We start from the raw sequence: 13,613 nt of genomic DNA, 5'->3' as shown, positions 1-13,613 counted from the left end.
TATATAACTAGATACCCACTACAGAAAGGAGCGCAAACATGAAATTCAACCTTGGTGATATCATTAGTACAACCGTTCTTTTATGTATGTTTCTAGCGATCTTTTTCGTAATGATCCATATGATTAAAAAAATGAAATCCACTGCCACTGTGTCTCCTCCACCAACCATGCAACAGCAAGTAGAGGACTTATCAAAACGTGTGTCGACCCTAGAACAACAAGTAAAACAATTAACTGACAAACAATAGTCCCATAAAAAAATCGCTGGGAAGGATAACCTTCTCAGCGATTTTCATATACTATCTGACCATTCACAACCGTACATGCGACTTGAATGTGTGGAAGCTGCTCCATCTCTACCGTAAAAACATCTTCTTGTAAAATCGTAAAGTCTGCAGCAAAGCCTTCTGCAATTTTGCCACGCATCAATTGCTGTCCAATGATTTCAGCCGCTCCTACTGTATACAAACGGACTGCCTCCCATCGGGAAATTTTCTCATGAGGGTTATAGCCATCATGTGTTTCCTCAAAATTTCTTCTAGTGACAGCCGCATAAATACCATGCAACGGGTTTGGCACTTCAATTGGCGCATCACTGCCGCCTGCGACAATCAGCCCTCTGTCAAGAAGCGATTTTAAAGGATGTAAGCCCTGTGCGCGCTCCTCTCCAAGTCTCGATAGCTCTGCTTGGTATTCTCCCTGTACAAACTGCGGCTGCATATCCACTGCCACTGGTAATGCAGCTAGCTTGGCTAATAGTTCCTCATCGACTAAGCTACAGTGAATTACGCGATCAAGCTGACCTTCCTGAGGAGGATATGCCGCAAAAACGTCTAAAATCGTGTCGATTGCTAAATCCCCAATGGCATGCACGGCAACGGTTTGTCCATATTGACGTGCCAGCTGAACATAGCTTGTTAATTGCTCAGTTGTATGAATAAGCATCCCTGCATTGTCCGAATCATCGCAGTAAGGCTGACGTAGTGCAGCCGTACGACCTCCAAAGGCTCCATCAATAAAAATTTTCATCGCACCAAACTCCAAAAATGGTGAGGAAGCTAAATCCATCTTCGCAACCTCTTCAAAGACTGTATGATGCTGTAATACATGCACCTTAAAGGATTGCTGTGCCTCTACTATTTTGCGATAAGCCTGAATCGGCTGGCTTGGCGGTCCATAATAGCTTAAATCCTCTGAATGTCCCCCTACTAAACCATAGGATTGCAATGAGGTCACCGCCTTTGTCAGTGCATCCTCAATATAAGCAGGTGTAATATGTGGCATCTGGTTAACAATTAAATACAATGCAGCATCCTTTAGGATCCCTGTGAGCTGACCATCTACTTTGTCAATGACACCCCCCTCTGGCGAAGGAGTCCTATTTGTAATTCCTGCAAAAGCGAGTGCCTTGGAATTGGCTAGAATCAAATGATGACAGCTCCGTTTAATGATTAAATGAGCATCTCCAAGGGCATCTAGCTCTGCTAAGGTCGGAAAAACGGGCTCCTCAAATTGGTTTTCATTTAGTCCAATCGCAATGACCCATTCATGTGCTGACGCCTGAGCCATTCGCTCCTGAAGCTTCACAAGTAACGCCTCTTTACTCGTAACTGCCGATACATCAAGATGCTTGAGTTTTTCTCCGTAGCCAATAATATGTAAATGGCTGTCGACAAAGCCTGGATACATGATATTACCCTCTAAATGTTGGATAGAAGCAGCTAGTGGCGACAAGCTCTCCACTGAGCCTGTCGCCACAATTTTTCCATCTTCAACAAGGACTGCATCCACTGTTTCACCAACCTGAGCCATCGTGTAAATCTTACCACCTGTCCATAATGTTGCCAAAACAATTCCTCCCATGTCCTATGCTATTGCTTCAATTAAGTGCGCTCTTTCTAAGCGACGCCGAACGATCACACCAATCCATGCTGCAAGTACCGCTTTGACGATACCAACCACGATAAATGGTGCAACACCACCCATAAAGGCAGCTGTCCATGTATAATCTGCTACAATTTTTAACCACACTGTCCCAAACGCTAATGTAACAATCATCCCAATGATATTCGCAATAATAGCTTGAGTAAATGTAATACCAAATTTATCTAAGTATAAGCCCATAATAATGGCTGTGGCAAGGAAGCCTACAATATATCCACCTGTTGGACCAACTAAAATTCCTAGTCCACCTGACATACCGCTAAATACAGGTAAACCTGCTGCCCCTAGTAAAATATATAATAGAACAGATAACGTGCCTAATCTTGTCCCTAAAATCGTCACGATAATTCCAACCGCTAACGTTTGACCTGTAATCGGGATAAGTGGTAGTGGGATTGTTACCTGTGCTAAAACTGCGATTATTGCTGCCCCAAATGCTGCTAACACATATTGATATGTACTTCCTTTTTTCAATGTAAAAAGCCTCCCCTTGTGCGTTAACTAATAATAAAAATAAGTTAACACAAAGATAAAGCAAATGAAAACCATTGTCAATCTATTTTAGAATAAAAAAAGAAATTGCTAGATTAGCCTAGCAATTTCTTGCCAAAATCATTACCATAAAGGTTCATTCATCGGGTCTTTCTCTTGTAGCTTAAACACATATGGCGCAATTTGATAATGGTAGAAGAACATGCCCACTAAAAAGAAAATGAGACCGATAACAAAATGATGGAAAACATGCTGTAGCATAATCAGCAGTGGCACTGGCATCGTCATTACACCACTGATTTGCATGGATTTTTTTGTGCGATATTGTTTTTGTCCACAATGAGGGCACACAATTTCACTATTTTTGCGATATAATTTACGTGCATCCTTCTCAGACCAACTCTCCCCACATTCAATACAAACAGGTAAACCATACCCCTTTTTCAATAGATAGCGTTTGACAATAAATGTAGCGCCTATAAAAATGCTCAGTAAAATCATTCCTCTTACATAATCCGAAGCAAATAGTGACCACCAATGCCAATTATCGGACTGTAGGCTAGCCGCCTGATGGCCTGAACCCTGTTGCCCCTTCTGTTGTGTCAGGATATAGCTAAAACCGATAACAAAAATAGTAAAGGTTGCGAACACGATGCGATACGTCCATTGACCATCTGCTTTACGTTGAACTTTTCGTCGTGCTTTTTCCGCGATTACTTGTTTGCGCTGCTGTGAGAGCTTGACATCTTGTAGCTCCTTTAATAGTTCCTCTTTAAATTGATTCATGGCGTAGCACCTCCCAATCAAAGTCACCCATTGCTGTTGCTAATTGTTTACGAGCTCGCTGTAATCTTGTGCGAATCGTTGCTTCCGGACAGTGTACAAGCTGTGCAATTTCCACTGTCGACATCTCCTCAAAATAATACAAAATCAAGACCTCTCGATAGGCAACTGATAATGTAAACAGTGCCTCCACCAGCTCTTTTTTTACAGTTTTCTCTAGCATCTCCTTTTCAGGTGTCATAGCTGTTGTGCGCCCCGTGATCTTTTCAAACAATGTCAGTCGTTTACTTTTCCAACTTCGTAAATAATCGTGACTTCGATTAACCGTCATTTTCACTAAATATGTACGTAAGGATGCTTCCTGACGAAACTGTCCCTGCTTTTGATAAAAGGCGATGAACACATCCTGCACGATGTCCTCCGCCGTTGCCTTATTTTTTTACATATAGATAGGCGACCTTTAATAAGTAATCACCGTGCTCCTCGATTATCTGTTCAATAGCCATCATTGCCCTCACCTACTTTCTACACTACTGACGGTCGCCGTAACGAATGCGATTCATTTTATCAAAAAAAATCCGTAATTTTTAAATCATTACGGATTTCTTCAAGCTAAATACCTATTTTTTGCATAGTAGAGACAACTTTGACCATTCGATCGTCTAAATCGGCGCCTGTGTATCGAGGCAATCTCAATTCATTCACGATAGCACCATCAGACATAAAAAGGATACGCTCTGTTCTTGCGGCAATCTTTGGATCATGGGTCACAAGCATCACCGTTGTGCCTTCACTATTGATGGAGGCTAATAAATCCATGATTTCCTGAGCAGACGTTGAATTCAATGCGCCTGTGGGTTCATCTCCAAAGATCATTTGCGGGTTGCTAATCAAGGCCCGGCAGATGCCTGCCCGTTGAAGCTGCCCACCAGACACTTGTGTAATATCTCGCTTTGCCAAGTCTGCAATCCCCATTTTGTTCATGATCTGTAGTGCCCTTTCTGTCAAGGCCCTGACATTTTTTCGCTCATCACGCATCGCAGGTAACAGGATATTATCGAGGATATTTAAGCTTTTTAGAAAGGTCGGCTGCTGAAAGACAAAGCCCATTTTCGTTCTACGCAAATCAGCCAGTTCTTTGTCACTTAATGTCGTTAAGTCCATTCCATCAAAGATGACCTGACCTTGATCAATACTGTCCATTCCGCTAAGGGCATACAACAGTGTCGATTTACCACAGCCTGATGGGCCCATGATGGAAATAAACTCCCCTTGATTGATGGCAACTGATACATCCAGTAAAACGGGATGCTGTTCTTTACCTACCTGAAACGTCTTTGCTATTTGCTCACCACTTACGATATTCATAGGTTCTACTCCTTTATATGCTCAATAATTTTTACCTGCCCTGCCCTTGACGTACCAAATAGCGTAGCTAGCAGAACAACGCTTGTAAGCGCTAGTGGGCAAAAAACATACGCTGCTAGTGGATTAATCATAAAATCAAAGGAAGCCGCCCCGAATGAGGCAATGACCGTACTAGTTAAATATTCACCTAACGTGTTTGCGAGCAACGTCCCCATCGAGATAGCAAGCAGTAATACAAAAATCGAACGTGCAGCATATTGTATAGCTATATCGACATTCGTGAATCCCAATGCCTTCATGATAGCGATGGGCGCTTGATCCTTCGCAATCAGCATATTCATAAATAATAATGTCACGAGCACACATAGCAATAAGGCAATGACGAGTGCTGCACGAGCTGCCTTTTCGATGGCATGAATCGTCGTACCAAAAGTTTGATAAATATAATCATCAATACCTGACACTTTGGCAAATGAGAAGGTTTTTGCATATTCCGCCCTTTTATCTGCAACAAGAGATGGATCTGCCATCGTACTATAGACGACACTCCACATGCTATCCGTAGAATAGTCAGAGAAAGCTGCCTTCGCAGTCTTGCCTCCATTGGTAATATCTGAATAAATACCGCTGATCCTCAAATTTTTCTTCTGTCCATTAATGACCACTGCTAAACTATCGCCAACCTTTTTTTGAAGCTCCTCTGCATTGAGCACCGAAAGTGCCACTTCATTAGGAGCAACCGGAGCCTCTCCGTGTGCATATTCTAAGGGAAAAATCGTATGGTCACCCAGCTCTATTTTTAGGTTTTGCGCTGTTCCGTCCTCGGCAATCGTTGTGAATTTTTTTGTTGTCAAAACAGTGTAATTCTTAATGGCTGTGTCATGCTCAAGCCTATCCATCACCGCTGAAACCTGTTGTTCATTTTGCTTGCCTTGTGGGATATCAATTCGGATGTCACTGTTCCCAATACCCATATACGTAATAAAGCTTTTAGCTGCAATTGTGTTGTGTAAGTTTTGAGGGACGATGATAATAAATGTTGCCAATACTAATACTGCGAGCATTGTCGCATAAAGTGTTTTTCTTGATAGCACATCCTTTATGCCAAGGAAAAGATTAATCGGTAGCCTTTTATTGGCGCTGAGGTTCAATAATTTTGCATGTTGCCCTTTTCCTTGCATTGTGCCAAAGCGCAGAGCCTGCGTGGCTGATAGCTTGCGAAACTGTTTCAGTACCGATTGTACATAGCCCATAATCACGATAAACACGAGCAACAACCCCAGACCTGTGAACAACCAAATGAGTGAAACATTGTCCGTTTCTCCCATGAACAGACGGATATTTTCTAATAGAATATCTCGAAGGAAGAAGGAACAGGCAAAACCGAGCATACAACCAATCACAGCTATAACGCCATATTTGGCTAAATACATTTTCTGAATATCTGCCACTCGTAGGCCAATTGCTTTCATCACACCGATTTCTCGAGTATCCTCTTCAATTTTAGTGAGCAATGTAAATCGAATACACATAAACGCAATAGCGACTACAAGGACACTGATGAGCAAGATCACAGCAATCATAAGCCCATCTGATATGGCATTCAGCATTTGAAAAAGCTTATAGGTAATGGTTGGTCCATTTGCTTCTAACCCTGCACTTGTATAGGCTTCCTCAAAATTCTTTAAATCCGCCAAATTTTTCAAACGAAACTCAATTAAATATTCAACTGTTCCCGCTTCCTGGATTGCTGCATAATCTTGTTCACTGACAAGAAAGCGTTTGGAGGAAGCCAGCATTGAGTTCATCTGTGAATCCCTTAGAAATCCAGCTATTGTAAAGGTTTGATCTTGAACGATGACAGTATCCCCCAAGTCGGCAATACCGTCCTTCCAATAGCTTACAGGTACATAAATATCACCATTTGCCACTTCAATCACATGACCATCAAGATCAAGTAAATAATCAAATTTCTCACTTTGTGTGCTGAAACCATTGTCCTGCACACTATGTGCCAATGTGGTACCCGCAATATGGATCTTTGAGCCCTCCACATTTAGAAATTCATTCATTTGATATTCATCTACATATTTATTTTGCTCTGCAAATTCAGAAAGCCGCACTTGATCGATTTCCCCTGCATGCATCTGAAGAAAATGAGACGTTTCTGCTTGTTTCATCAGTGTGTCAATTGCGCTTGTCAAATGGACCATAAGTACTGCTGATAGTGTGACAAGTAAAGCTGCTACCGCCACAAATAGCATGGTCATACCTGTAATTAGCTTGCTATTTGCCATATCATTTCGCACAATTTTCCAATACATAAGTCACCTCTTTGTATATTGTTAATCGCCATCAAATCTAACAAGACCTAAAATATTTAGTTCGGACTGCCTTCTCCTTTATTTCCAAACATTTGCATCATATACAATAAGCTACCACTTTCCACCCCTAGCATTCGTTCAATATTAAAAATCAATGCCGGAATACGAGCAGCTCTTTCCTCATCTGTCATCAAGACGAGATCATCATCGAATACCGTATTGGTATAAGCGATAATCATTTCCATACACTCATAGGGATAAGGCGTTTGGTAAATACCTTGCTCAATGCCCTCCCGAATAATGGCAGTAAGGATTGGTGGCACTTGATTGATGACCACTTGCTGTATTTTACGGTGCATCAAGGCATTTTGCGGTCTATGAACATGCTCCATCATTTCCTGTCCACCCTGTTCATTTTGCATATTCAATGCCATGACAACGCGCAATATCCGCTCATTTACAGCTATAGTCTTGTCTGCTGCAACGGTTTTCGCCTTTGCGAGCATTGTGCTTGTATAACGCTCAATGAGCGCATCCATAATGTCTTCCTTAGATTTAAAGTGATAATAGAGGGTACCTCGAGCAATGCCTACTTTTTCCAAAATATTACTCGTACTAGTGCCATCAAATCCCTTCTGTGCAAATAATTCATCCGCTGCATCTAATATTTCATTTCTGCGTTCTTCCGCTTTTTTTATTTCTCTCATAAGACAACTCCTTATAATTGACCGACTGCCTGTCGATATATCTTTTCTTTATCCTAGCATAGGACTACTTCTGTTGGCAATAATTTCTACAAAAAAAGAATCTGCTTTATGCAGATCCTTATTTTTGTAGTTCCTCGTTCTTCCGATATTCCAAAATATCGCCAGGCTGGCAATCCAATGCCTCACAAATAGCCTCTAATGTTGAAAAGCGGATGGCTTTGGCCTTGCCGTTTTTTAAAATGGAAAGGTTCGCCATCGTGATGCCAACTTTTTCTGAAAGCTCTGTTACACTCATTTTTCGTTTCGCCAGCATTACATCAATGTTAATGATCATTGCCATAGTATTCACCTCAAACCGTTAGATCATTTTCTGATTTGATATCGATGGCATTTTTTAGAAGCTTTTGCAGCACAGCAGCAAAGACTGCCACGACAAAGGAAGCAAAAATAATGACCATTCCGATAAGGATAAGACCTGGGGCATCGTCTACTTCCGCAGCATAGTATATCAGTGGCATGCCAACCACGTAAACACTACTAATAATAATTGCACAATATTTGATCTTGATTAAAGCTTTGACAGACAGCTCTGAAAATGCAATGTTTTGGTCAATATAGCTTAATAGTTTGATCGTCGTAAATAGCGCAACAAAATAAGCAATAGCCGTTGCATAGACGCCGATTAAAGCAACAATGGTTAAAATGGGAGAATGCTCCACTGTATTCAAAGCAACACGAGGCACCACCCATACACATAAGGCAAGAACGGGTATACCTATTAGAAAAACAGCTATCTTTAAAAAGAGCGTTTCTCGTTTCATCTTACGCACCTCTTTTATTTATTCTCCTGTTTAATTTATCATATAGTTTATCGTTTTTCAATAAATTTTTATTCCAATTCAAGATGCGTTATAACACCCATTATTTGGTTTACTTTACTTTTTATTGTGCTATAATCAATCCAACCATTGAAAAGGGGGTATTCGATGATTTATTCGCCAACCGAAAAGACGATAGAAACGACACGTTTAATACTTCGACTTTTTACGAATGCAGATGCACAGGAAGTAAGTGTTTTATGTAACAATTATGCGATCTATAAAAGCACATTGAGTTTACCTTATCCTTATACATTAGAATGTGCATTATCATGGATTTCCACGCATCAACAAAACTTTGAGGAAAATCGAAGTTACGAATTTGCGATAACAGACAAACAAAGTGGACAATTATATGGAGCGATAGGACTGTCAAATCAATCCCAACATCAAAGAGGAGAAATCGCTTATTGGATTGGAGAGCCCTATTGGGGTAATGGCTACGGAACAGAAGCTGCTCAAGCGATGATTGAATTTGCCTTTCAGGAGAAACAGTATCATCGTATTTATGCCCGGTATTTCCATTCCAATCCCGCCTCTGGGAAAATTATGGAGAAATGTGGCATGCGCTATGAGGGAACATTAAAGGATCATATTTATAAAAACGGTACTTTTGAAGATATTGTGTTTTATGGCTTGCTTAATCCATCACACTAGCAACACGTTTACGAAAGAGGCACTTCCCTCGTAGATATGCCTCTCTCTCTTTTAAATACCATTTCCCACATCGCAATAATGATTATAGTGCGTAATTTGGTTGCGGCCGTTACGCTTTGATTTATAGAGCGCTTCATCCGCATGCTGGATAAGCTCTTCTACTTTCTGAATTTTGCCATGATCATTCGTACTGACACCAATACTAAATTCCAACTGAACCGTTTGATTATTCACTGTTAGTGACAGTGCCGTTAAGGTTTGATACAGGTTGTCAGCCAATGTTTGCACTGATTCACCTTCCTTTACTTGACTCAACACAATGAATTCATCCCCACCAAAACGGGCAACAATGGACTCAAAGGGCTGAAAATAGTCCTGTAAAGTTTTGGCTGTATTCGTCAAAGCATCATCGCCAAATAAATGACCATTCATGTCATTGATTTCTTTAAAATGGTCTAAATCCACCATCATCAAGGCCAATTGCTGATGTTTTTCAGCCGCCTTCTCGACCATCTTTTTGGCCTGTTCATCAAAATAGCGACGATTGTAAATATTCGTCAGAGGATCAATATAGGCATTTTTTTCAAACTGCTTCTTATGATCGTTATATTCCATTTCAAACAATACATGTGAATAGTTTTCACGCTGGATTTCTAACAAAATATTAATATATTCCTTTTGTATCGCACATAATACAATTTTATTGCCTTGCTCCTCAATTAGCTTCACTAAAGAATTATAAATTAGTTGAAGTAAAGAAAGGTCATTGTTTTGTAAAGCATAATGCTTTGTCTTTTGATATAAATCTATGGCCTCACTTATACGTCCCTGTCTTTCACATAGGAAGGCATAGGCATTGAGTACCTCAAGTTGTACTTTCGAATAGGGTGGATGATGAATCGTTGCCATTAATTCTTGTAATATCGTATTGGCTTCCTCAAATTCTTCAAGCCAAATAAGTGCAACAGCTAGGTTTGTCTTCGGATGGATAATCCCTGTATAAGGCTCTTTATGCTTTATTTCAAACGCATTCGCATAATATAAACTCTTTAAGGCAAATTCCTTAGCTGTCCGATAGCTTCCCATGGATATTTCTAAGTCGCTCAGATTGTTATAGATTTTCCCCATGCTCTCCACGTGCTGGATTGCTTCAGCAATTTTTAAGCCTTTCAGCATCAACTCTTCTGATTTCTTTAAATGACCAAATGTTCCCCAATAAATGGCTGCTAAATTGTAATATTGAATTAAATCAATATCGTTGCCATGTTGAAAGGTTAACTCACGATATTGTTCAAGGACACTTATAGAAAGCTGTAAATCACCCGTTTGAAAATAACTGGCACAGCTATAACGTAATAGAAGGATAGCCTTATCGTACATTTCAAGCTTAATGGCACTTTCAATTGCGGCACTACTTATTTCTATATATTCTAAAAAACGATCCGCATTATATAACTCATTAAGCGTAATCCATAGTTCTTCAAATTCTTGTGCGTTCATACCGCCCCTCCTTTTCTTCATCCTTACTTCTTTAATACTACCTTTGACCTTAAAATATTACAATTCTTTGGACTCATTTATTTTTTCAACATTAAGTAATTCAGCCTAATAAAGAAAATCACTGTGTATTTTTTCCTACATTCAATTAAAGGTTATTTTAACATGGTACTTTCACTATAATTTTCCCCTAAACAAAAAACAAGCCTCTTTCAAGAGACTTGTTAAGATTCTTCTATGCCTAGGATGGCTATTAATGCCTTCGCTCTGTTGGCACTAAGGTGAATTTCTCCGCTTCCAGCCTTTTGGAGATAAATTGAACCGCCATAGCCCTTCCACATTTCAATACGGACGCCTTCTACTTCAAATGAATATTCGGGTGGCCTTTTCATATAATTTGCGGGCTGCCAAGGGATATCCTGTAAAAACTGAGCGACCTCTTTGTCATTTTCTAGCTCAAGCTTTTTTGTAATGGTTGGCTCTAGCTTTTCCAGTTTAGATAATAAACCATATTTTCTTACGACCCCGCTTTCCTCTATACTGCCTGTTCCCATAGAAGTTAAAGTAATATAATCCCCCTGCTTGACAGGAAAATCGTCCAGCACAGGATACCAATTGGCCTGTTCATATTTTTCAGCAAGCTGTTCTTCCGTCATATGATCAAGGTCCTCGGGAATCACTCCTTCAATAAATAAGAAAACATTCGCTTCAACCTCTGCAACTGTTCCAACCATTGAAGAGCCATGTGAACTGGTCCGTATGACGATGTTATGCTCCTCTTGAAAGGCTGTTGCCTGATCAGTATAATGCGCTTGGAAATATCGTTTGGCATCAATATTGGCTACTTCTTGGTAAGCATAAAAAGTTGGATATTTTTCTTTATAGAAGGCATAAAGCTTTGTTCGCGTTGTATACATCGGCAGTAGGGGCTCGAGATATGTTTCAACATACTGTTTCGGTGCTAATCCCTGAAATAGTGCTTCGTATTCAGATGCTTGATAAAGCATTTCCAACTGTTCTACCTGCTTCTTTCTCTCCGCCTCTAGCTCTGCCTTAGAATAATCAATTCCTAATGATTTCGCAAAATAGTAGGCGGCAGCGAGCTTCTCATACGATAGATAGGCTTCCTCTTTATAAAATTCCTGCTCTTTCCCTGGCCACATTAGCCGATTAATACGTTCGAAATGCTCAAGCTGTCTTTCATGAAATAGTGAGGTTGTTTGCTCTGTTTCGTTCGTAAGAAGCTGCACCATCATAAACCCCACCACACAAAGTGTCAGTAGGATGGTTAATAGAGTGAAACGAAATGGCTTCCTTCTATTGATAGACTGTTGTAGTACTTGTTTTTTGACTCGTTCTTTGCTTGCTGTCATATCACCAGCGACTTTGAGTAATTCCTTCTGTATCTCATTCATGTCTAAGCACCTCCCATTCCTCCTGCTTTAGATGAGGCTTTAATGCTTCTCTTGCCCGCTTCAGTCTTGTTTTCACCGTATTCTCCGCAATGCCAAGTAGCTGGGCAATATCACGAATTTTCATTTCTTCAAAATAATAAAGGATAATAGGCTCCCGATAGGTAAGTGAAAGCTTTAAAATAGCTGCCCCAATGTGAGACCGTTCCTCTGCTGCCACGAGCTCATCTCGTTGTCTATTCCCCTGAATAGGAAATATTTTTTCTTGTAATAGTAATTTCTTATAATGCCAGCTTTTTAAATAATCCTTGCTTTGATTAATCGTTAGAGTGGATAAATACGCACGCAACTGCCCGCGTTCTTCATAACCACGCTGAGAAAATTTAATAAAGACCTCTTGCACAATATCCTCTGCGGTTTGTCGGTTTTTTACATAAAAATAGGCGAGACGTAATAAATGTGCTGCATGTTCTTCGATCATTTTCTCAAGTATGCCGTCCACCTCCCCTTCTTACACTATAAACGACTGCCACTGAATGACCGTTTCATTTTTTTAAATTTTTTCCTCAAGCACCTTGACCTTGGAGCATACTCCAATGTTAGGATGAATTTAGGAGGTACTTACATGAAAATTAAACAATTCGCCGAGAAATTTCAATTAACAACTGATACCGTTCGCTACTATGAAAAAGAGGGACTCTTACAGCCGCAAAAACAAGACAATGGCTACCGTGTGTATGATGCCATGTGTGAACATACAATGAAATTTATTATCGTTTTACGTCAGCTAGGCTTTACGCTTCAAGAAATTAAACATTTACTGACACTCGAACAAAAGCCTATTTCAACAGCATGTAATGAAGAAACAGTACAGCTATTTTCCACAAAGATTGCCCAGATTGAGCAGCAACTACGATTCTATCAGCATGCGCTTCATTCGTTACAACTGACAAAAACATTAATGGCTGACGGACAATTTGAAGAAAATCAAGAAAAAATTGCCTTACTCATTGAGGATATGTATCAAAATTTACTGGAAGGTGGTGGTTAAATGTCACTACGTAAAATCATCTCAATCGAATATATCCTTGCTTTCATCATCACAGCTTCTTTCTATGGTCATCTAAATTTTCCATGGCTTTATTTTATTGTGTTTTTATTGCTCCCAGACATCACCATGGTTGGCTATCTCATCAATACAAAAATAGGCGCTCTTTTCTATAATATGGGGCATAGTTTTGTGCTACCTGCCATGTTGATGGTGATTGGTTTACTAACGACTACATCAATACCTCTGATGGCTGCCCTAATTTGGCTCGCACATATTTTCTTAGATCGCGCACTTGGCTATGGTTTAAAATATGATGACGCTTTTAAGAAGACACATTTACAGCAGATTGCGTAATGAGGAGGAAAGTATGGCTAGCCATTTAACACTGCGACTTTTAGTAGAAATGGGTTAGAAAAATCTCCCAATTAAATGCTCTCTTGGGGTGGGATTACCATTATTCATCATTGGAATATGGAGTTGCTCTCTTTAAGCTAGCTGTT

Annotated in this window: 15 protein-coding genes and 1 pseudogene; 4 read left to right on the top strand and 12 right to left on the bottom strand. The window is 40.1% G+C overall.

Features of this window, described 5'->3' with window-relative positions:
* Positions 1 to 38 precede the first annotated feature (38 nt).
* A complete protein-coding gene (locus tag MKY76_RS09415) occupies positions 39 to 248 on the top strand; it encodes a hypothetical protein (RefSeq protein WP_328011821.1) in 210 nt (69 codons plus the stop codon).
* 34 nt (positions 249 to 282) lie between these two features.
* On the opposite strand, the gene MKY76_RS09410 is transcribed toward MKY76_RS09415, so the two are convergent.
* From MKY76_RS09410 to MKY76_RS09370, 9 genes and pseudogenes are all read right to left on the bottom strand, one after another.
* The gene (locus tag MKY76_RS09410; RefSeq protein WP_342557706.1) at positions 283 to 1,848 is read right to left on the bottom strand and encodes an amidohydrolase; all 1,566 of its coding nucleotides are present in this window, start codon (positions 1,846 to 1,848) and stop codon (positions 283 to 285) included.
* Between the two features lie 18 nt (positions 1,849 to 1,866).
* Complete coding sequence (locus tag MKY76_RS09405) at positions 1,867 to 2,418, bottom strand: biotin transporter BioY (protein ID WP_004229030.1); 552 nt, start codon at positions 2,416 to 2,418, stop codon at positions 1,867 to 1,869.
* Between the two features lie 141 nt (positions 2,419 to 2,559).
* Positions 2,560 to 3,222, bottom strand: coding sequence for a TIGR04104 family putative zinc finger protein (locus MKY76_RS09400; RefSeq protein WP_048390411.1), 663 nt, complete (start codon positions 3,220 to 3,222; stop codon positions 2,560 to 2,562).
* Positions 3,209 to 3,728: pseudogene (locus tag MKY76_RS09395) on the bottom strand (sigma-70 family RNA polymerase sigma factor). Before MKY76_RS09395 ends, MKY76_RS09400 begins: the two are co-directional and overlap by 14 nt.
* Positions 3,729 to 3,831: 103 nt before the next feature.
* The gene (locus MKY76_RS09390; RefSeq protein ID WP_342557705.1) at positions 3,832 to 4,587 is read right to left on the bottom strand and encodes an ABC transporter ATP-binding protein; all 756 of its coding nucleotides are present in this window, start codon (positions 4,585 to 4,587) and stop codon (positions 3,832 to 3,834) included.
* Positions 4,588 to 4,592: 5 nt separating this feature from the next.
* The gene (locus MKY76_RS09385) at positions 4,593 to 6,911 is read right to left on the bottom strand and encodes an ABC transporter permease (protein ID WP_342557704.1); all 2,319 of its coding nucleotides are present in this window, start codon (positions 6,909 to 6,911) and stop codon (positions 4,593 to 4,595) included.
* A 56-nt stretch (positions 6,912 to 6,967) separates the two neighbouring features.
* On the bottom strand, positions 6,968 to 7,618 hold the full coding sequence (locus tag MKY76_RS09380) for a TetR/AcrR family transcriptional regulator (RefSeq protein ID WP_131519867.1): 651 nt from the start codon (positions 7,616 to 7,618) through the stop codon (positions 6,968 to 6,970).
* 118 nt (positions 7,619 to 7,736) lie between these two features.
* The gene (locus tag MKY76_RS09375) at positions 7,737 to 7,958 is read right to left on the bottom strand and encodes a helix-turn-helix transcriptional regulator (protein ID WP_004229042.1); all 222 of its coding nucleotides are present in this window, start codon (positions 7,956 to 7,958) and stop codon (positions 7,737 to 7,739) included.
* A 10-nt stretch (positions 7,959 to 7,968) separates the two neighbouring features.
* Positions 7,969 to 8,439 carry a DUF2975 domain-containing protein gene (locus MKY76_RS09370; RefSeq protein WP_048390401.1) on the bottom strand — a complete coding sequence of 157 codons (471 nt, stop codon included), beginning with the start codon at positions 8,437 to 8,439 and terminating at the stop codon, positions 7,969 to 7,971.
* A gap of 165 nt (positions 8,440 to 8,604) precedes the next feature.
* On the opposite strand from MKY76_RS09370, the gene MKY76_RS09365 reads away from it, so the two are divergent.
* Complete coding sequence (locus tag MKY76_RS09365; RefSeq protein ID WP_115673984.1) at positions 8,605 to 9,153, top strand: GNAT family N-acetyltransferase; 549 nt, start codon at positions 8,605 to 8,607, stop codon at positions 9,151 to 9,153.
* A 51-nt stretch (positions 9,154 to 9,204) separates the two neighbouring features.
* Here the strand turns inward: MKY76_RS09365 and MKY76_RS09360 are convergent, their stop codons facing one another.
* The 3 genes from MKY76_RS09360 to MKY76_RS09350 form a co-directional block, all read right to left on the bottom strand.
* A complete protein-coding gene (locus tag MKY76_RS09360; protein WP_342557703.1) occupies positions 9,205 to 10,653 on the bottom strand; it encodes a tetratricopeptide repeat-containing diguanylate cyclase in 1,449 nt (482 codons plus the stop codon).
* Between the two features lie 221 nt (positions 10,654 to 10,874).
* Entirely contained in the window at positions 10,875 to 12,065 is a 1,191-nt protein-coding gene (locus MKY76_RS09355) for a hypothetical protein (protein WP_342557702.1), read from the bottom strand.
* Complete coding sequence (locus tag MKY76_RS09350; protein ID WP_342557701.1) at positions 12,058 to 12,564, bottom strand: sigma-70 family RNA polymerase sigma factor; 507 nt, start codon at positions 12,562 to 12,564, stop codon at positions 12,058 to 12,060. The genes MKY76_RS09355 and MKY76_RS09350 overlap by 8 nt, the downstream gene beginning before the upstream one ends.
* A gap of 123 nt (positions 12,565 to 12,687) precedes the next feature.
* Here MKY76_RS09350 and MKY76_RS09345 point away from each other — a divergent pair, with 123 nt between their 5' ends.
* Together MKY76_RS09345 and MKY76_RS09340 are read left to right on the top strand one after the other, a co-directional pair.
* Positions 12,688 to 13,113 (top strand): MerR family transcriptional regulator, encoded by a 426-nt coding sequence (locus tag MKY76_RS09345; RefSeq protein WP_342557700.1) that lies wholly within the window; start codon positions 12,688 to 12,690, stop codon positions 13,111 to 13,113.
* A complete protein-coding gene (locus MKY76_RS09340) occupies positions 13,114 to 13,467 on the top strand; it encodes a DUF4260 domain-containing protein (protein ID WP_048390391.1) in 354 nt (117 codons plus the stop codon). It abuts the gene before it with no gap.
* Positions 13,468 to 13,613 lie beyond the last annotated feature (146 nt).

It is taken from the genome of Lysinibacillus sp. FSL P4-0201, assembly GCF_038593425.1.
GTDB lineage: Bacteria > Bacillota > Bacilli > Bacillales_A > Planococcaceae > Lysinibacillus > Lysinibacillus capsici.
The sequence above is the reverse complement of the archived record's forward strand: the minus strand, read 5'-3'. Positions and strand labels throughout refer to the sequence as shown.